Origin of the sequence: Acidiphilium sp. C61, assembly GCF_905116885.1 — a bacterium.
GTDB lineage: Bacteria > Pseudomonadota > Alphaproteobacteria > Acetobacterales > Acetobacteraceae > Acidiphilium.
In genome coordinates, this window is the sequence record NZ_CAJHNI010000005.1 from 1,036,181 (window position 1) to 1,055,510 (window position 19,330).

Consider the following 19,330-nt stretch of genomic DNA (forward strand, 5'->3'; position numbering starts at 1 on the left):
GGCGGCTTCAAACCAATCAGAACGCGGCGTCCTCAAATTCCATCATGGTCGCAGCGCCCGACCGGATCGCGGCGAGCAGCGCGCCGGTCTGCGGCAGAAGACGCTCCATGAAGAATTTCGCGGTCTGCACCTTGGCACGGTAGAACTGCGCGCCCTCGCCGTCATCCCCGGCCTTGGGGGCAGCCACCGCAACCATGCGGGCCCAGACGAAGGCGAGCGACGTAAGGCCGAACAGGCGGAGATAGTCGACCGACGCCGCCCCCACCTCGTCGCGATTGGTCATCGCACCTTCCATGATCACGCCGGTCGCTTCCTGCACATGCTCCAGCGCCTGCGACAGCGCGGGCAGGAACTCGGCGAGCGCGTCGTTATCCTGATGCGCCTCGATGAATTCGAGGACCGGATCGAGGAAGCGGGTGAGCAGCCTGCCGCCATCCTGCGGCAGCTTGCGGCCGACGAGGTCGAGCGCCTGGATGCCGTTGGTGCCCTCGTAGAGCATCGCGATCCGCGCATCGCGCACATACTGCTCGATGCCATGGTCGCGGATATAACCATGGCCGCCATAGGTCTGCACCGCGAGCGAGGCGATCTCGAAGCCGAGATCGGTGAACATCGCCTTGACCACCGGCGTCATCAACGAGGCGAAATCGTCGGCCACCTGCTTCGCGTCGTCGTCATCCGATTTCTCGAGGATTTCCAGCTCCCGCGCGACCCAGCCGGCCAACGCCCGGCAGCCCTCGATATAGGCGCGGCTGGTCAGCAACATCCGCCGCACATCGGGGTGAACGAGGATCGGGTCCGCCTGCTTCTCCGGCGCCTTGGTGCCGGTGAGCGAGCGGCCCTGGATGCGCTCGCGCGCATAGGCCACGGCGTTCTGATACGCGACCTCGGCGATGCCGAGCCCCTGGATGCCGACGGAGAGGCGCTCGGTGTTCATCATCTTGAACATCGCAGCGAGGCCCCTGTGCGGCTCGCCGACCAGCCAGCCGGTCGCGCCGTCGAAGCTCATCGCGCAGGTGGCGGAGCCGTTCAGCCCCATCTTGTGCTCGATCGCGGTGCACTGCATGCCGTTGCGCGGGCCGAGCGTGCCATCCTCGCGCGGCAGGAACTTGGGCACCAGGAACATCGAGATGCCCTTCACCCCGGCCGGCGCGTCCGGCAGGCGGGCGAGAACGAGATGGACGATGTTTTCCGCAAGATCGTGCTCGCCGGCGCTGATGAAGATCTTGTTGCCAGTGATGCTGTAGCTGCCATCATCCTTCGGCACCGCCTTGGTGCGGAGCATGCCGAGATCGGTGCCGCAATGCGGCTCGGTCAGGCACATCGTGCCGGTCCATTTCCCGGAGACGATGTTGGGCAGCCACGCCTTCTTCTGCTCTTCCGACCCCGAATGCTTCAGCGCGACATAGGCGCCGTGGCTCAGCCCGGGGTAGAGGCCGAAGGCGACATTGGCGGAGCAGAACATCTCCTCGACCATCATCGCCGCGGTCAGCGGCATGCCCTGCCCGCCATAATCCGGATCGGAGGAAATCGAGGTCCAGCCGCCCTCGCAGAAGGTGCGGTAGGCCTCGCGATAGCCGCTCGGCGTGCGAACCACGCCGTTTTCATAGGTGCAGCCCTCGCGATCGCCCACCTGGTTCAGCGGGAACAGCACCTCCTCGCTGATCTTCGCGGCCTCCTCCAGCACGCTGTCGATCAGTTCGGGGGTGAAATCCGCATTGCCGGGCAGCTCGGCGATGGTGGTGCTGTCATAGAGCTCGTGCAGGACGAAGCGCATGTCCTTGAGCGGAGCCTTGTAGACGGGCATGTCGTATCTCCCTTGTCTCGGTTCAGTTGCGCAGGGGTTTGCCGGTATCCAGGATATGCTTGATCCGCGCCTGGCTTTCCTTGGTGCGGAACAGGGCCATGAAGGCCTCGCGTTCAAAGTCCTTCACCGCGGCGACCGGCACCTGATCGATCATGTCGGTATCGCCGCCGGTGAGCACGCGCGCAAGATGGGACGATACTGTCACGTCATGCGGCGTCGCGACGCCCTTCTTGCGGAATTCCTCAACCGCCATGCCGAGGGCGACGCGTCCGGACGCACCCGGCAATTGCAGCGTTTCCGGCTCGGCCGGCGCATATCCCGCCACCATGGCGAGCGCCCGGGCCTTGGCATCGGCCAGCACGCGCTCGCGGTTCATGGTGATGCCGTCGCCGGGGCGGAGAAATTTCAGCTCCTTCGCCTCGGCGGCGGAGGTCGCCACCTTCGCGGTCGATACCATCTCGAAGACCTTCGCGACGGCGGGCATCGGACCGCGCGGCGCATCCTTCGCGGTCTGCCAGCGCGCCAGCATGGTGGCACAGCCGCCCCAGCCCGGAACCAGGCCAACACCGACCTCGACAAGCCCCATATAGGTTTCGGCATGGGCCTGAACGGCGTCGCAATGCAGCAGGATCTCGCAGCCGCCGCCCAGCGCCCGGCCGGATGGCGCGCCGACCACCGGGAACGGTGCATCGCGCAGCGCCTGCATCGCCTTCTGCCCCTCCTTCACCGTCCCCTCGATCTTGCCCCACATCCGGAGGTTGGCGGCGAACATGGCGAGGCCGAGATTGGCGCCGACCGAGAAATTCTCCTTGCCAGGCCCGGCGCGCAGGTTCTCGCTGTAGATCACCAGCGCCTTGTGGGATTTCTGCACCAGCGCGATGGTCTTGCCGAGCAGTGCCAGAATGTCGCCATCGATCGAGTTCATGATCGAATGGAACTCGAAGCAGAGCACGCCGTCGCCAATGTCCCACACCGAGGCGGATTTGTTCGTGAGCACCGGCTTGCGGCCGCGCTTCGCATCCTCGAGCAGCAGAACGCCGGGGGCGCGCCCGATCGGCCGGTAGCTGCCATCGGGCATGAAGCGCAGCAGGGCGGCGCCGTCCTCGCGGTAGAACGCGCCCTTGCCGAGTTTGGCGAGCAGCGGCGGGGTCGTCTCGTCGAGATCGGCGAGATGCGATGCAACCCAGTCGGCGCCAAGCCGGTCGATCAGTTCGAACGGACCGTATTTCCACGTGTAGCCCAGCCGCATCGCGGCATCGACGGCGGCGATGTCGTCACCGATCTCGGGGATCAGCGAGGCCGCATAGGCCAGCACGCGGCCGAGCACGCCCCAGGCATAGCGCCCGTATTTCGACTTCGCACCGACGAGTTGCTTGAGATCCTTCTTCGCGTCCTTGACCTCGGCGATGTCGGGGCGGATGGAGGGCCGCCATTCCAGCCGGCCCTGCGCCGCCGCGGCGAGCGAAAGGGTCTCCTTCACGCGATCCTTGCCGCGCCCGCTGGAGCGGTAAAAGCCGCCCTTCCCTTTCTTGCCGGTATAGCCCTCGGCAATCATCGTCCCGAGGAATGGCGCCTCGCGGTTCATCCTGTGGAAGGCGTCGGTCTTCGGCAGCAGGCGGGCGAGCGAGGCATTGACATGCGGACCGAGATCGATGCCGACCAGATCCATCAGCCCGAACACGCCGGTCGAGGGAAAGCCCATCGGCTTGCCCATGATCGCATCCGCTTCCTCGATCTCGATTCCCATCTCCATCGCGAGGATGAGCGCAGTCTGGATCCAGTAGGTGCCGATGCGGTTGGCGATGAAGCCCGGTGTGTCGCGGCAGGGAATCACCGACTTGCCGAGCACGATATCGCAGAATTCGGTAATGCGGGCGATGGCGTCCGCGCTGGTTGCCGGACCAGTGACCAGTTCGAGGAGCCGCATGTAGCGCGGCGGATTGAAGAAATGGGTGATGACGAAATCCGGCCGGAGACTTTCCGGCATGTCCGTCATCAGTTCCGCAAGCGGGATGGTGGAGGTGTTGGACGAGATCACCGAACCTGGCTTTCGCACCTCCGCGAGGCGCCGATAGAGCGCCTGCTTGATGTCGAGCCGTTCGATCACGGCCTCGACGATCCAGTCGCATTCGGCAAGGGCGGCGAAATCGTCCTCGGTATTGCCGGGCACGATCAGCCGCGCGGCGCGGGAGGACATCAACGGCGCCGGCTGTGTGGTCTTCAGCCGCTCGATCGCCCGCCTCGCGATGGCGTTGCGGTCATCCCCTTCCTTCGGCACGATGTCGAGCAGGCGGACCTTGATGCCGGCATTGGCGATCTGGGCGGCAATCGCTGCCCCCATCACGCCGGCGCCGATGACGGCGACGGATTGGATCGCGCCCATCAGAGCGCCTCCAGAACCGTCGCGATGCCCTGGCCGCCGCCGATGCACTGGGTCGCGAGCGCGAATTTGCCGCCTTCGCGCCGGAGCAGTTGCGCCGCCTTGCCGGTAATGCGGGCGCCCGTCGCCCCGAGCGGATGGCCGAGCGCGATGGCGCCGCCATCGAGATTGACGCGCGCCGGATCGAGGCCGAGTTCACCGATGCAGGCGAGCGCCTGAGAGGCAAAGGCCTCGTTGAGTTCAACGACGTCGAGCGCGGAAGCCTCGATGCCGGCGCGGGCGAGCGCCTTGCGCGAGGCCGCGACCGGGCCCATGCCCATGATGTCCGGCGCGCAGCCGGCCACCGCGACCGAGCGGATCCGCGCGAGCGGCGCAAGCCCGTGCTTGGCGGCGTAATCCTCCGAGCAGACCAGCACGGCCGAAGCGCCATCGGTCAGCGGCGAGGAGGTTCCGGCAGTGACGCTACCCTCGGCATCGAAGGCAGGCTTCAGCCCCGCCAAACCCTCACGCGAGGCATCGTGGCGGATGCAGCCATCCTCGGACACCGTTGCGCCGGCCAGCGAAATCGGCACGATCTCGTCCGCGAGCTTCCCCGCTTTCTGCGCCGCCGCCGCCTTGACGTGGCTGGCGAGGGCGAATTCCTCCTGCGCATCGCGCGAGATATGCCAGCGCTTGGCCACGTTCTCGGCCGTCTCGCCCATGCCCATGTAAGCGGCCGGCATCTTGCCATACAGGGTTGGCGACGGCATCGGGTTGAACCCGCCCATCGGCACCCGTGTCATGCTCTCGATGCCGGCGGCGATGAACGCCTCTCCCGCGCCCATCGCGATGGCGCCCGCCGCCATGTGGATCGAATACATCGATGAGCCGCAAAACCGGTTGACCGTAGCGCCGGCAACACTGATCGGCAGGTCCGCCATCAACCCGATCAGGCGGGCCACGTTCAGCCCCTGCTCCGCCTCGGGAAAGGCGCAGCCGACGATCAGGTCCTCGATATCCCCCACCGCGACACCGCTGCGCGCCACGAGTTCCCGGACGACGGCCGCGGCCATCTCGTCGGGCCGGACCCGCGCAAGCCCCCCTTTTCGTGCAAGGGCGAATGGCGAACGTGCATAGGCGGCGATGACGGCGCTGGGCATTGATCTCGGACTCCTGTGCGAGGCTTATTTGGTCGACAGTTTCAGGGCATTTTCCGACTGCCGCTCGATATCGGCCAGCTCGGCCAGGCTCTGCTCGAGTGCCGCGCGCTGTTCCTGAAGCTTGGCGATGCGCTTGCGCACGGCCGCGAGAAGCTGACGCAACTGCGCGTGCTGTGTCGGATCGACGTCGTAGAGATCGAGGTAGTCCTTGATCTCGCGTAACGAAAAACCAAGCCGCTTGCCGCGCAGAATCAGCATCAGCCGGGCACGGTCACGCGAGGTGTAGACCCGGGTGGTTCCAGCGCGGCTGGGATTTACCAACCCCTTGTCTTCGTAGAAGCGGATGGTGCGCGCCGTCACGCCAAGCTGACGGGCCAACTGGCTGACCGAGTAAAGCGCATCCCCCTGCTGGCCGGCGGCCTCGTCCTCACGTTGATGACGTTCATGCAACGCGGCCATAGCCGGTCCAGTGGTAGTTCGTGAGGTCATTGATCGTCCTGTCGAATGATGAACGGCGGTCGCGGACAATACCATGAATGACCCGTTTCCATCTTTAACGATAACCGAATAATCATTACGTATAGGGCATGCTCTATACGATGTCGAGCAATTGTAAGCTGCTCACAAGCAAAAAAACGCCCTCATCCCGGTAAAATTTCGGCCATTCGTGCTACACAGCGCACGATACGATCGCAGAATGAACAATCAGATCACGAAAATGTCAGAATGGCCGGTCGCATGAAAGTTGGCAGCAATTGGCAGGAGAACTGACCATCACATGCATTGCCATCTTGCCGTGAGCGCACGATTCGGTATTGCGCCGCACCAAGCCGCCGCCTTTCTCCGGCCACCCCGCATGACCGGACAATGCGCCTGAGCGGCATGCATGCATTCGGGAGGCCCGACCTGCGGGCGTCGGGCGAGGCCTGCGGAACCCCGGAAAGGATGGGGCGCTCAACAAAAAAACGGGGCCCCGGAGGGCCCCGTCTCATAACCAAACCAGAACGGTAGGTTCAGACCGCCTTGAGGTTGGTAGCGGCTGCCTTGCCGCGTTCCTGAGTGACCTCGTAGGAAATCTTCTGGCCTTCATTGAGGCCCCGCATGCCGGCCGCCTGAACCGCCGTGATGTGAACAAAAACATCCTTGCCGCCATCCTGCGGCACGATAAAGCCGAAGCCCTTCGTGGTGTTAAACCACTTGACAGTGCCGATCGCCATTGTCGCGTCGTCGCTCCTAAGACAGACCCACCGTGCGACCGCCGCACGGCTCCAGAGGGACAACCGGGTTTTGGACGTCTTGGCCGTACGGAAACCCGTCTCGTGCAACAAGGCAAGCCAAAGTCGATTGCACGATTAATGACGCAGAAACCACCGGAACTGTCAACGCGAATAAATTCTCCGACGCCGGTTTTAAGCAAGATTTCGCAAAACAGCCGTTCAAATTCGATAAAACGCATAAGAGCCGCCTGCGATTGCCTTTCCGCACGCAGCGCGGAATAGTCTGGCGAACAAATCACGGGGGGATCGATACATGACGAACGCCACTGTTTTCGAGACGATTTCGATACAGAAATGTTTTGGCGGCGTGCAAGGCGTCTATCGGCACCAGGCAAAGGCGACCGGATGTTCGATGCGTTTCGCCGTTTTCATGCCGCCTCAGGCTCAAATCGGGAAGGTTCCGGCACTTTATTACCTGGCTGGCCTGACATGCACGGAAGAAAATTTCACGGTGAAGGCTGGCGCGCAGCGCGTTGCCGCGGAGCTTGGAATCGCCCTGATCGCGCCGGACACTTCGCCGCGCGGCCTTGGCTATCCGGGCGAGTCGGACGCCTATGATTTTGGTGTCGGCGCCGGGTTTTATGTCGACGCCACCGAGACGCCATGGCGGAATGGCTACAGGATGTATTCCTACATCGCGGACGAGCTGCCGGCATTGATCAACGCCGCATTTCCGGTCGATGCCGCTCGGGTCGGCATTTTCGGCCATTCGATGGGCGGCCATGGCGCCCTCACGATCGCACTCAAGAACCCGGAGCGCTATCGGTCCGTTTCAGCATTCGCGCCGATCGTATCGCCGATGCGTTGCCCCTGGGGAGAAAAGGCGCTGACCGGATATCTAGGAGCCGACCGCAAGGCCTGGCGCGATTACGATGCAACCGCGCTGATCGAGGACCGCGGCTGGGGCGGCCCGGCCATCCTGGTTGACCAGGGCACGGCGGATCCATTTCTTGAACGCGAACTCAAACCTGAATTGCTGCGGGAGGCCTGCTCGGCAAGGGGTGTAGCGCTCGAACTCCGCATGCAAGACGGGTACGACCATTCGTATTTCTTTATTTCGACTTTCGTCGAGGATCATCTCAGACATCACGCCCGTCATCTCTGACGGGTGCTGGCTGCCGGGCCTCTGATCAGACGGTCAGTATCCTGCGGAGCAATTCGACGTCCTCGGCGAAATCGGGGTCAGCGTCGATCAGTTCGGTAACCTTCGCCACCGCATGCATCACCGTTGTGTGGTCACGGTTGCCGAACTTCCGGCCGATCTCCGGGAGGCTGCGACTGGTCAGCTGCTTGGCAAGATACATCGCGATCTGCCGCGGGCGGGCGATGTTCCGCGCCCGGCGCGCCGACGACATTTCGCTGATCCTTATATTGTAGTGCTCGGCGACCTGTTTCTGGATTTCCTCAATCGTGATCTTGCGGTCGTAGGCGCGCAGGAGATCGTGCAGCACCTCGTGCGCGGTTTCCAGGGTGACCTGACGCTCGAACAGATTGGCATGCGCGATCAGCCGGTTCAGCGCGCCCTCGAGTTCCCGGACATTCGCGGTAATCTTTTGCGCAAGGAACTCCATCACCCGGCCGGGCACATTCACCCCCGCGCGGGCAGCCTTCGCCTCGAGGATGGCCAGCCGGAGTTCGTAGGTTGTCGCATGGACATCGGCGACCATGCCGCAGCCAAGCCGGGTGCGGAGCCGATCCTCGATCCCGGACAGGTCGGAAGGCGACTTGTCGGCGGAGACGATGATCTGCTTCCCGGAATCGACCAGCGCGTTGAAAGTATGGAAAAATTCTTCCTGCGTTCCGTCCTTGCCGATCAGGAATTGCAGATCGTCCACCATCAGGACATCGACGCTGCGCAACTCGTTCTTGAACTCGATCGTCGATTGCCGCCTGAGGGCACTGACGAATTTGTGCATGAACTTCTCGGCCGACATGTAAGCGACCGTCACGTTGTCCGAGCGCTGGGAGAGTTCCCATGCGATCGCGTGCATCAGATGGGTCTTGCCGAGCCCGACGCCGCCATACAGGAACAGCGGGTTGAAACCGGGCGTGGCATGTCCATCCGCAACCCGCCTCGCGCAGGCATACGCAAACTCGTTCGGCTTGCCGACCACGAACGTATCGAAAGTGAACCGGGGATCGAGCGGCGCGCTCATGTCCTGCCGGTCCTCGATCTCGCGGCGGGCGGCGGGCGGCTTTGCGGCCGCGCCCTTCACCTCGGCCTCGGCCAGATCGGGCGCGCGCTCGCTCATTCCCACCGGCTTCGTGCGGATATCGACGCGGCGCACCGCGGGATTTTCGGCCTGCCAGAAGGACGTCAGCAAACTGCCATATTCCTTGTTGACCCAGTCGCGCAGGAAGCGCGTGGGCAGCATGACGGTCACCTCATCGCCATCAAGCCCATGCAGAACGGCCTGACGTAGCCAGTTGCGATACTCGACCTCGCCGATCTCTTCCTGCAGGCGTCCCCGGACACGACTCCACTGGCTGGCCAGTTCATCCTGGCCAGCATCGCCGCGCGAACGCCCCGAAGACCGGGCTTCGCCCCCCTGATCCTGCCAAACCTGCGTGCTCAAGTGCCGCTCCCGTCCTGACTTCATCCCTGCACGACCGCATGACCGGCCTGCTATTCGGCCGCAAGAACCCGTATCCGCAATCAATGGTTGAACAAACCATCAAACGGATCAGTCATCGTCATCCATTCGTCATCCTGTGACCTGAAACTAGGCCAAACCCAGCGCCCTGCGCAAGACCCTATCGATTTGATTTTCTGCTGATATAATGTGCATCTTTAAATAATTGCCCATTAAATCAGGAGATTGATGAAGCCATTTGAAATCTGGCCGCATCACTCCCCGATAAAATCGCCAAAACGTCTTGCAATTAACGGTTGCAGTATACGTTGACGCGCTGTTGCGAAATACGATCAGCTAAACAATTCTGATCCGGGCGACAAACGCGTCCGAAAACGACAATTGGTAGACGAGATCAGCGACTTGTTTCATTCGCTGAGCGCATCACCGATTGCCGTTTAAGAGGAACAAGCTTGACTGGGCGAACTAGCCCAGCCAAAGCAATGGCTTGGTTTAAAGCCAATCAAGCGCTGACGATGTGAATTCGTCCGAAACAGACGAAACCCAGGCCCAGCCTCAGACGGGAGCAGAGAGCGCCTTCACGCGCGCCGACAGCCGGGACAGTTTCCGGGACACCGTGTTGGCCTTCAGAACGCCCTTCGTCACCGCACGCTGCAGTTCCGGCTGAGCGACCACGAACGCCGCACGCGCTTCCGCGTGATTACCCGACGCAAGTGCTTCCTCAACCTTCCGGACGAAGCTGTGCACGCGTGACCGGCGAGCCTTGTTGCGCGCAGTGCGAACAATGGTCTGACGGATGCGCTTCTGTGCCGATGCAATATTGGCCATGGACGAAAGATCTCTTCCAGTAAACGGAGCAAAAACCAACAGGCCGCAGCGCATGGTTGCTGCGGCCCGAAATCACGCATGTTGATATCCCCGGTCGGGTTGGGCGTCAAGCAGGGAAACCGCGCAATCCAGCGTCCGCATTCCGCGTGGCCCGATCACGAGGCGGCGGCAGAAACGCCTGCCCCAGCGGGAGCTGGTGAATAGACCGTTATCCGAACCTGCCGCCTCCATAACGACTTATGCCAGCGCGGCGAACGCCCGATCGAGATCGTCGATCAGGTCGGCGACATCCTCGAGCCCGACGGAGAAACGGATCGTCCCCCCGCCAATCCCGAGACGAGCGCGCTCTTCCGCAGGGATTCGAGAGTGGGTCGTGGTTTCCGGATGTGTGACCATCGATTTGGAATCGCCCAGATTATTTGAAATCGCGATCAGATCGAGCGCGTTCATGAAGCGGAATGCCGCTTCCTTGCCGCCCTCAAGCTCGAAGGTCACGAGCGTCCCCCCGGCGCTCATCTGCCGCTTCGCCAGATCAACCTGTGGATGGTCGGCCCGGAACGGATAGAGCGCCCGCCGCACATGACGCTGGCTTGCGAGGTGATCCGCGATGGTCGCCGCCGATCCTGACGCCTGGCCGACGCGAAGCGCCATCGTTTCAAGCCCCTTGAGGATGACCCAGGCGTTGAACGGCGAAATCGCGGGACCGGTATTGCGGGTGAAGGGCTGAAGCGTGTTCTCGATCCAGGCCTTGCTGCCCAGCACGGCACCACCCAGCACACGGCCCTGGCCATCCATGTGCTTGGTGGCCGAGTAGACAACGACATCGGCGCCGAATTCGAGCGGCCGTTGCAGCAGCGGCGTGGCAAACACGTTGTCCACCACCACAATGGCGCCGGCCTTGTGGGCAAGGTCGGCAACGGCGCGCAGATCGATGATCTCAAGCATCGGATTGGACGGTGTTTCGAGCAGGACCAGCGCCGCACCCGGCGCCAGTGCCGCTTCCCAGGCCGCGAGATCGCCTCCATCGACGAACACGCTCTCAATGCCGTAGCGCGGCAGCAGGGTCGAGACGATCCACGAACAGGAGCCGAACAGCGCCCGCGAAGCGACAACCCGGTCCCCGGCCTTCAGATGGGCGAGCAACGCGGCATTGACCGCGGCCATGCCCGTGGCGGTCGCGCGGCAGGCCTCAGCCCCCTCGATCGCGGCAAGCCTTGCCTCAAGCATGCTCACGGTCGGGTTGCCGAAGCGGGAATACTGATAGTGGGCAATCTCGCCTTTGAACGTGGCTTCCGCCTGTTCTGCGCTATCATAGACGAACCCGGAGGTCAGATAGAGCGCTTCGGCGTTCTCTGCGAAATTGGACCGGATCTGGCCTGCATGAACCAGAGTGGTCGCGGGGCGATAATGTCGTTCTTTCATGATCCGTCTATATCCTCCCCGCGTCGGACGGCAAGCCACAAGCCGGCATCCCCCATGCACTGCACGCGACGAAGGTCAGGCCTGGGACAGAGTTCAGATGGCGCGCCGTGCGCCTCCCGCGGGCAATTCCCTTTGCAGCCAGCGATCCAGCATCGGAATGATCCGCTTTGCCGGCCGAAACCCCTCAGTGACGACCACATACCGCCGATCCCGCCCCCTGGCGGCGACCAGGGTCGGGACGCCGGCGATGCCGGATTTCTGTGTCAGCGCGAAATCCTGCCGTGTCTCCACGCCAAGTTCGTCGGAACAGAGCATTTCCCGGAACGACTCCATGCGAAACCCCTGGCGCGCCGCGATTCCGGCCAGCACCACCGGATCCGTCACATCCTCGTTGCAGAGATAAAAAGAACGTTGGATGCTGGCCAGAAGAGTGAGCGCGTCCTCCGCCGAGCGGCGGCGTGCCGCGACGATGGCACGGCACGCCGGCTCCGTATCGTAGACGAAGGCTGAGCGGTCGAAGAATGCGTCATCGAAGGATTGCCCGGATGCTTTCCGCACCCGTTCCCAGTGCGCGGAAGTCAGGCTTTTCGCAGCGGCATCCATGGGGACACGCATTCCCGGCAGAAGGCCACCGACAACGATGCGGATGCCCAGACGGCGAGAATATCGTGCGCGGATCGCATCGATAACCGGCGCGAACCCCCAACACCATGCGCACATAGGATCAATAAAGTAGACGAGGTCGGCTTCATATACCATATGTCACATTATGTGTATCACCCAGCAGCGTCACATGGGTTGTTTTATAATGATCGGTTTATTATAATGGAAACGAAAATGCAATCGAGCTCAAGTGTAACATGCCACGCCCACGCCTCCTGACTGACGATGACGTTCTCGACCGCGCCATTCCGGTCTTCAGACAAAATGGCTACGCGGGAACCTCGCTCAGGGATCTTACCGAAGCGACGGGTCTCAGCGCGGCGGCGCTGTATCACCGGTATGGCGACAAGGACGGCCTGTTCCGCGCAGCGCTCGAGCGGTATGCCGATGACGGGTTGACCCCCGTTCTCGAACAGCTCGCCGAACGCACTGACCCGATCGCCTCGATCGCTGATTTTCTCGGCCTGATCCGAGATCATTCGCGGGACGATCCGCTGCATCTCGGATGCCTCCTGGTGAACACGGCGATGGATGGCGGCCCGCTGTCCCCGGAGGCCCGGACGATCGTCGGGACGCGCCTCGCCGGGGTTCAGCAGTTTTTCCACGAGCGGCTTGAACATGCGAATTCTGCCGGACTTTTGCCGGCCGGCATGAATACCGCGACGCAAGCCGAGTTGCTGCTGGGGACCGTCGTCGCGTTGCGCACCTTCGCGCGGCTCGACCCTGATCCTGGCCGTCTTGACCGCCTGGTCGAGGATGCAGTGAGCCGGCTCAGGAGACCCGCGCCCGCGGCTGCATGAACAGCAGACACCACCCAAAAAAGCCCGCCGACAGTAACCGCCGGACCTGCGGTGTTTGCTGTGCGGCCTGCCGTCAAGGAGACCCTGAATGCGTGAACCCCTGAAACTTTACGATCTCGCCGGCGCCGACGAGCGCGTGCGCTTCAGCCCCAATTGCTGGCGCACCCGTTTCGCGCTGGCGCACAAGGGTCTGCCTTGCGAGACCGTGGTCTGGCGGTTCATGGAGAAAGACGCCATCGCGTTTTCCGGCCAGGGCAAGGTTCCCGTGCTGGTCGACGGCACCCGGAACATTCACGACAGCTGGGCCATCGCGCTTTACCTCGAGGATACCTATCCCGACCGTCCCAGCCTGTTCGGCGGCGCGGTCGGCCGCAGCCTCGTCCGCTTCGTCAACCAGTGGACCAGCGAAGCGGTGCATCCCGCAATCGCGAAAGTGGTGCTGCCGGACCTTGTGGACATCCTGCACGAGGGTGACCGCGACTATTTCCGCTCGACCCGCGAGGCCGCGTTCGGCACCACGGTCGGGGCGCTGCGGGCCGCACGCGAGGAAAATCTCGCCACGCTCCGCGCCACCTTGCGCCCGCTGCGCAGCACGCTGGCGGATCAGCAATTCCTTGCCGGCGACGCGCCGAACTATGCCGACCATGTCGCCTTCAGCGCTTTCCTCTGGGCGCATGCCTCGACCCCGGTAAAGATCCTCGCCGAGGATGACACGCTGCACGCCTGGTGCGACCGCATGTTCGACGCTTATGACGGGCTGGCCCGCGTCCTGCCGGCCGCCGCCTGAACGGGAGGATTTCGATGTCCGCAATCCAGGGTGTCCGCGCCTGCGTGTTCGATGCCTACGGCACGCTGTTCGATTTCGGCTCCGCTGTCGCCCGCTGCCCGGATGTGCCGGAAGACCGCCGCGCGGCGCTGGTGACACTCTGGCGGGACAAGCAGCTGCAATACACGTGGCTGCGCAGCCTGCAGAACCTCTATACCGATTTCGAAACCGTCACCGCCGACGCGCTCGATTTCGCGCTGGAGGCGACCAGCCTCGCCGACCCGAAGCGGCGCGAGGCGTTGCTCGCACTCTACCGCATCGTCTCGGCCTATCCCGAGGTGAAGGCAACGCTGGGCGCCCTCAAGGCAAAGGGCATCGCCACCGCAATTCTCTCGAACGGCACCCCTGCGATGCTCGCCGCCGCCATCGCCCATGCCGGGATCGGCGACGTGCTCGACCATGTGCTGTCGGTCGAGGCGGTGGGCGTGTTCAAGACCGATCAGCGTGTCTACCAGATGGTGCCGGCGCGCCTTGGGGTGGAACGCAAGGAGGTCTGCTTCGTCTCCTCCAATGGCTGGGATGCGTATGGCGCCTCGGCCTTCGGCTTCCGCGTCGCCTGGTGCAACCGCGCGAAACAGCCGGCGGAGCGGCTGCCCGGCGCGCCCGATGCCGTTCTCAGCGATCTCTCCGCCCTGCCCGGCCTGCTCGGCCTCGACTGAACCAGCGCTTGCGCCGCCAGCCCCGGTGGCGCTACAGCTTGATCAGGAATCGGTGGCCCGCAAGGGCTGAAACGGGAACGCAGAAGGGTGGTTTGTCGCCCCGTCTGCGGCTGCCCCCGCAACTGTGAGCGGTGAGGCGCGTTCATCCGGGCCATTGCGAGGGGGCACAGACCCGCCCGCGAGAAGGCCGAGCGCGCTGTTGACCCGCGAGCCAGGAGACCGGCCAGTTCCGAGACCATGCGCGCGCGTCCGGGCGGGGTGAACCGGGAGCGAAGGGTGAAGTCCCGTAGCCTTCGGTCGCCCTTATGGCAGCGCCCGCCCCGCCGGGTGCCGGACCGGAGTTTTTCCATGCGCGACTCCGCGCGATATCGTTTTTTCGTTCCCCTCGCCTTGTGCGGGGCTGTTGCCAATGCACACGCCCAAAACGCGCAGCTGCCCGCCGGCACCGTGCCGATCGAGACGGTTACCGCCTCCTATGTGCGGACGCCCATTGCGGATACCCCGGCATCGGTCACGGTCATCACCGCGGCCGCGCTGCGCCAGCGCGGCGTGACCACCCTCGTCCAGGCGCTCGACACGGTTCCCGGCCTGAACGTGGTGCAACTGGGTGGGCCTGGCGCCCAGACCTCGGTCTTCATCGACGGCACCAATTCCGAAGACGTGCTGGTGCTGCGCGACGGCGTGCCGGTGAATGATCCCTCGGTGGCCAACGGCGCGTTCAATTTCGGCAATGCCGGCATCGGCGATATCGCGCGGATCGTGGTGGTCCGCGGCCCGATGTCCAGCCTCTACGGCTCGGGCGCGATCGGCGGCGTCATCAACCTGATCAGCAAGCGTGGCCATGGCGCACCGCATGTCGATTACGACATCGCCGGGGGCTTTCCCGGCCAGGGCGAAGGCAGCGTTACCCTCTCCGGCCAGAGCGGCAAATTCGATTATGCGATCACAGGTTCGCTCATCGAGCAGGCCGGGTTCGACGCGACGGCGCGGCGGCTTGCCGTCTATGCCGCGCATCGCGACCCGTTCCGCTACAAGCTCGGCGCCGTCAATCTCGGCTACACACCCATCGCCGGCACGCGGATCTCGCTGATCGTCCGCGCCCGGCAGACCGGCACCCAGTATCCCGATCTCGGATATCCGATCTTCGACGACCCCTATGAAAACAGCTACGATTCGAATGTTTTCGTCCGCTTCGGCGTGAAATCGCACCTGTTCGACAACCGGCTGACCACCGAACTCGACATCGCCCATATCCAGGACGACCGCCGCTACCTCACCCTGCTCGATCCCGCCGACCCCAACCAGTTCGCCGGCGACAGCGGCTATCGCGGCGACCGCACGGTGATCCAGTGGAACAACGTGATCCGCCTGCCGAATTTTGGCCCGATGACAGACCCGACGCTCGTCGCCGGCATCGAGACCACGCATGATACGGCGATCGAGAACTACAATGCGAGCTTTGGCGGCTTTCCCTACCTCTCCAGCCTCGCCGCCTCGCAATCCATCACCGCGGGGCATGTCGGCGCGCAGGCAACCATCGCACGTCGCCTGTCAGTCCAGGGCGCCATCCGAGGTGACTCGGTCAGCGGCTACGGCACCGTGGTGACGGAGCGCGGCGGTCTCGTGCTGGCCCTGCCCGAAATCGATACGCGGCTGAAGGCCTCGGCGGGCAGCGGCTTTCTTGCCCCCTCGCTCTACGACCTGCACGGCATCGACAGCTACGGCTATCACGGCAACCCGAACCTCCACCCCGAACACTCGGTTGGATATCGGTTCGGCTTCGAAACCGTGCTGCCGGCCTTCGGCATGCCCGACGCAGTGACGCTGCAGATGAGCTATTTCCACCAGGATATCGCTAACCTGTTCCAGTATACTTCCCTGCCTGATGGCACCAGCACGGAGGAGAACGTCGCTCGCGCCCGGATTCACGGCATCGAGGCTGGCATCGGCTTCGCGCCGACCCGCTGGCTCTCCGGCCGGATCGACTATACGCGCACCATCGCCCGCGATGTCGCGACCCGGACGGCCCTTCTGCGCCGGCCGGATAACGCCGGATCGCTTACCCTCTCGATCCACCCGATCCCGGCGCTGTCGATCGAGCCCGCCATCCGCTATGTCGGCCGCTTCTCGGATTACCTCTACGCCAATTCCGGCTATCCGACTGGCACCGGCCTAGCCCGGCCCGGCACGATCGCCAATCTGGCGGTCAACTACCGCGTCAGCCGGGCCCTCACTCTTTTCGCGATCGGCCGCAACCTGACCAACTCCCCCTTCGAGCCGGCAAACGGTGTGCAAATCCCCGGCCAGAATTTCCTGTTCGGCCTGAGAGGCACGATCGGCGGATGATGTGACAGCTCGGTTCAGGCGGCAGCATAAGACATATTCGTGAAAGACATATGTTGCGATGCACAAAAAACTTGAAACGGGCACCGGAACGGACATATAGTGCATCGCAGCAAACAACACGTTGTTTGCTTTCTTGGACGTTTCCTCCCTAAACTTGGCGGCCTTATGGCCGCCATTTTTTTTGGCCGATCTGCCCACACCCATCCAGAACACTTTCCGATCCTTCCGGATCGGATGCATCGCTCTATCATATCGATAAAAAACATCCTTATCCGATCAGATGGCTCCATCTGATCGGATAAGGGCGCTCTGGCGTGATCCCATCCGGAAAAAACCGCTTGCCTTCGCTTTGGAGCCGGTTACTCTGTGCATGGCAGATATATCACAAAAGCAAGAAGGATGGGACAAATGGCACTTTCAAGGCGCAATGCTCTGCGGGGCGCGGCAGGCACGGTTCTCCTCGCCTCGGCAAGTCCCATCGCCCGGGCGGGCGACAAGGTCTATCACATCGGGATCACCCTGCCGCTGACCGGCGCCGACGCCGAGGCCGCGCATCTGATCCTTCACGGCGCGCAACTCGCGATCAAGCTCGCCAACCAGAGCGGTGAACTCGGCGACATCCGGCTCGAACCGATGGTGCTGAACAACGCGACCGCGACCGCCGGCCAGTACGACCCCGCGCAGGCCGCCACCAACGCCCGCAAGCTGGCCGGCACGCACACCGTTCTCGCCAATGTCGGGCCCGAGATGAGCGGCTCCGGCAAGGCGATGGCGCCAATCCTCTCGATGGCGAATCTGGCCACCATCACCCCCTCCTCCACCGCCCCCGACATCACCAGCCCGACCTATGCCGGCGAGTTCGATCCGGGCGGCAAGCCGATCTATTTCCGCACCGTGACGACCGATGCCTATCAGGGCCCGAACATGGCGAATTTCTATGCAGAGGTCCTCAAGGCAAAGAGCGTCTACATCCTCGATGACAGCGGCGCCTATGGCGTCGGCCTCGCCAACGCCTTCGAGGCGCAGGCGAAGAAGAAGGGCATCAAGGTCCTCGGCCGCGACAGGCTGGATCCCAAGGCCGCGGACTATTCCGCCGTGCTGACCAAGATCGCCGCGACCAAGACTGCCTCGCTCTATTATGGCGGCACGATGCAGGCGGGTGTGAAGCTGGTGAAGCAGAGCTACCAGATCATTCCGCACGTCATCAAAGGCGGCGGCGACGGCATATTGAGCCCCGAGATGATGACGGCCGCCGGCTTCCCCGCCGCCGAGGGCTGGTATGGCACCAACGCCTCGCCGCATGTGGTGGACGACCCCAAGCTCGCAAACTGGGTCGCGCTCTATACGAAAACCTACGGCGTGGCACCTGATGACTACGCGATCACCGGCTATGACGCAGCCCTCGTCGCCATCGCCGGCATCAAGACGGTGCAGAAGGCCGGCAAGCCGCTCACCGCCGCAAATGTGCGCGACGCGATCGCGACCGTGCATGTCAACGGCTTGCAGGGGCCGATCAGCTTCGACAAGTATGGCGACATGACCAGCCATGTCGTCGCCGTGTTCCAGTTCCACCATGACAAATCCGCCCCGCTCGGGGACCTGAACAAGCAGATGCGATACGTCGGCGTGGCGCCGCAGAACTGACGCGGCGGCCATGACCGGAACGGCGGTTTTTTTCCAGCAGCTCGTGAACGGGCTGAGCCTGGGGGCGATGTATTCGTTGCTCGCCCTCGGGTTCACGCTCGTCTACGGTATCCTGGAGCTGATCAATTTCGCGCATTTCAACGTGTTCATGGTGGGGGCGTTCGTCGGCCTCATCGTGCTGCAATGGTTCGGCCTGCAGGGCCAGTCGGTGGTGCTGCACGGCGCCCCGCTGGTGCTGTCGCTGCTCGCAGCCCTCGCGGTGACAATGGTGGCCTCCGGGGTGCTCGGCGTCGTGATCGAGCGCTACACCCTGCGGCCAATGCGCAACGTGCGCGGGCCGATGGCGATGATCACCACGATCGGCGTCTCCTATATCCTGTTCAACCTCGTGCTGCTGCTCACCAACGCGCAGGCGCTGAACTACCCCGACCCGATGCCGAGCATCGACTATCATCTCGGTGGGGTGACGATCCGCCTCAAGGCGGTGATCATCTGGATCGTCGCGGCGGTGCTGATGTGGGGGCTCAACCTGTTCGTCAGGCGCTCTCGCCTTGGCAAGGCGATGCGCGCCGTCGCCCAGGACGCCGAAGCCGCGCGGATGATGGGCATCGAGGTCGATCAGGTGGTGATGATCGCCTTCTTCGCCGGCTCCGCCCTGGCCGGCGCCGCCGGGATGATCTTCGGCCTCTACTACAATTTCACCCAGTACAGCATCGGCTACACGGCGGGGCTGCGCGCCTTCACCGCTGCCGTGCTCGGCGGCATCGGCAACGTGCCGGGGGCGATGGTGGGCGGCCTCCTCATCGGCCTGATCGAGACGATCAGCAGCCAGTACATCGCCACGAAATGGGCCGATGTGATCATCTTCTCGATCCTGATCCTCACGCTGGTCTTCCGCCCGGCCGGCCTGCTGGGCGCGCAGTCGCCCAACCGCTCGTAGGCGGC

16 protein-coding genes and 1 riboswitch are annotated in these 19,330 nt (G+C 63.5%); of the genes, 7 read left to right on the forward strand and 9 right to left on the reverse strand.

All coding sequences use genetic code 11. The features are described 5' to 3' along the window. Positions 1-16 precede the first annotated feature (16 nt). The 5 genes from HUW10_RS07660 to HUW10_RS07680 all read right to left on the reverse strand — a co-directional run bounded on the left by HUW10_RS07660 (position 17) and on the right by HUW10_RS07680 (position 6,543). Complete coding sequence (locus HUW10_RS07660) at positions 17-1,807, reverse strand: acyl-CoA dehydrogenase C-terminal domain-containing protein (protein WP_174502951.1); 1,791 nt, start codon at positions 1,805-1,807, stop codon at positions 17-19. 22 nt (positions 1,808-1,829) lie between these two features. Beyond that, positions 1,830-4,190, reverse strand: coding sequence for a 3-hydroxyacyl-CoA dehydrogenase/enoyl-CoA hydratase family protein (locus HUW10_RS07665; RefSeq protein ID WP_174502952.1), 2,361 nt, complete (start codon positions 4,188-4,190; stop codon positions 1,830-1,832). After that, positions 4,190-5,326 carry a thiolase family protein gene (locus HUW10_RS07670; RefSeq protein WP_174502953.1) on the reverse strand — a complete coding sequence of 379 codons (1,137 nt, stop codon included), beginning with the start codon at positions 5,324-5,326 and terminating at the stop codon, positions 4,190-4,192. The genes HUW10_RS07665 and HUW10_RS07670 overlap by 1 nt, the downstream gene beginning before the upstream one ends. Before the next feature lie 24 nt (positions 5,327-5,350). Then, positions 5,351-5,785: a MerR family DNA-binding transcriptional regulator gene (locus tag HUW10_RS07675; protein ID WP_174502954.1), complete on the reverse strand. Its 435-nt coding sequence runs from the start codon at positions 5,783-5,785 to the stop codon at positions 5,351-5,353. 554 nt (positions 5,786-6,339) lie between these two features. Beyond that, positions 6,340-6,543, reverse strand: coding sequence for a cold-shock protein (locus tag HUW10_RS07680; protein ID WP_007421600.1), 204 nt, complete (start codon positions 6,541-6,543; stop codon positions 6,340-6,342). A gap of 313 nt (positions 6,544-6,856) precedes the next feature. Here HUW10_RS07680 and fghA point away from each other — a divergent pair, with 313 nt between their 5' ends. Continuing rightward, positions 6,857-7,708, forward strand: coding sequence for an S-formylglutathione hydrolase (fghA, locus tag HUW10_RS07685; RefSeq protein WP_174502955.1), 852 nt, complete (start codon positions 6,857-6,859; stop codon positions 7,706-7,708). 25 nt (positions 7,709-7,733) lie between these two features. Here the strand turns inward: fghA and dnaA are convergent, their stop codons facing one another. The 4 genes from dnaA to HUW10_RS07705 all read right to left on the reverse strand — a co-directional run bounded on the left by dnaA (position 7,734) and on the right by HUW10_RS07705 (position 12,206). Beyond that, on the reverse strand, positions 7,734-9,179 hold the full coding sequence (gene dnaA / locus HUW10_RS07690; RefSeq protein WP_174502956.1) for a chromosomal replication initiator protein DnaA: 1,446 nt from the start codon (positions 9,177-9,179) through the stop codon (positions 7,734-7,736). Positions 9,180-9,752: 573 nt separating this feature from the next. Further along, positions 9,753-10,025 carry a 30S ribosomal protein S20 gene (gene rpsT, locus HUW10_RS07695; RefSeq protein WP_174502957.1) on the reverse strand — a complete coding sequence of 91 codons (273 nt, stop codon included), beginning with the start codon at positions 10,023-10,025 and terminating at the stop codon, positions 9,753-9,755. 237 nt (positions 10,026-10,262) lie between these two features. Next, the gene (gene metZ, locus HUW10_RS07700) at positions 10,263-11,447 is read right to left on the reverse strand and encodes an O-succinylhomoserine sulfhydrylase (protein ID WP_174502958.1); all 1,185 of its coding nucleotides are present in this window, start codon (positions 11,445-11,447) and stop codon (positions 10,263-10,265) included. A 93-nt stretch (positions 11,448-11,540) separates the two neighbouring features. Further along, entirely contained in the window at positions 11,541-12,206 is a 666-nt protein-coding gene (locus HUW10_RS07705; RefSeq protein ID WP_174502959.1) for a DsbA family protein, read from the reverse strand. Positions 12,207-12,307: 101 nt separating this feature from the next. On the opposite strand from HUW10_RS07705, the gene HUW10_RS07710 reads away from it, so the two are divergent. From HUW10_RS07710 to HUW10_RS07735, 6 genes are all read left to right on the forward strand, one after another. After that, a complete protein-coding gene (locus tag HUW10_RS07710) occupies positions 12,308-12,910 on the forward strand; it encodes a TetR/AcrR family transcriptional regulator (RefSeq protein ID WP_174502960.1) in 603 nt (200 codons plus the stop codon). A gap of 88 nt (positions 12,911-12,998) precedes the next feature. Then, positions 12,999-13,697 (forward strand): glutathione S-transferase family protein, encoded by a 699-nt coding sequence (locus tag HUW10_RS07715; RefSeq protein ID WP_174502961.1) that lies wholly within the window; start codon positions 12,999-13,001, stop codon positions 13,695-13,697. Between the two features lie 14 nt (positions 13,698-13,711). Continuing rightward, the gene (locus HUW10_RS07720; RefSeq protein ID WP_174502962.1) at positions 13,712-14,395 is read left to right on the forward strand and encodes a haloacid dehalogenase type II; all 684 of its coding nucleotides are present in this window, start codon (positions 13,712-13,714) and stop codon (positions 14,393-14,395) included. Between the two features lie 33 nt (positions 14,396-14,428). Further along, positions 14,429-14,638: riboswitch (cobalamin riboswitch) on the forward strand. Positions 14,639-14,743: 105 nt separating this feature from the next. Continuing rightward, complete coding sequence (locus tag HUW10_RS07725) at positions 14,744-16,741, forward strand: TonB-dependent siderophore receptor (RefSeq protein WP_174502963.1); 1,998 nt, start codon at positions 14,744-14,746, stop codon at positions 16,739-16,741. 408 nt (positions 16,742-17,149) lie between these two features. Continuing rightward, positions 17,150-18,385 carry a branched-chain amino acid ABC transporter substrate-binding protein gene (locus HUW10_RS07730; protein ID WP_174502964.1) on the forward strand — a complete coding sequence of 412 codons (1,236 nt, stop codon included), beginning with the start codon at positions 17,150-17,152 and terminating at the stop codon, positions 18,383-18,385. A 10-nt stretch (positions 18,386-18,395) separates the two neighbouring features. Further along, entirely contained in the window at positions 18,396-19,325 is a 930-nt protein-coding gene (locus HUW10_RS07735) for a branched-chain amino acid ABC transporter permease (protein ID WP_174502965.1), read from the forward strand. The last annotated feature ends 5 nt before the right edge of the window (positions 19,326-19,330 follow it).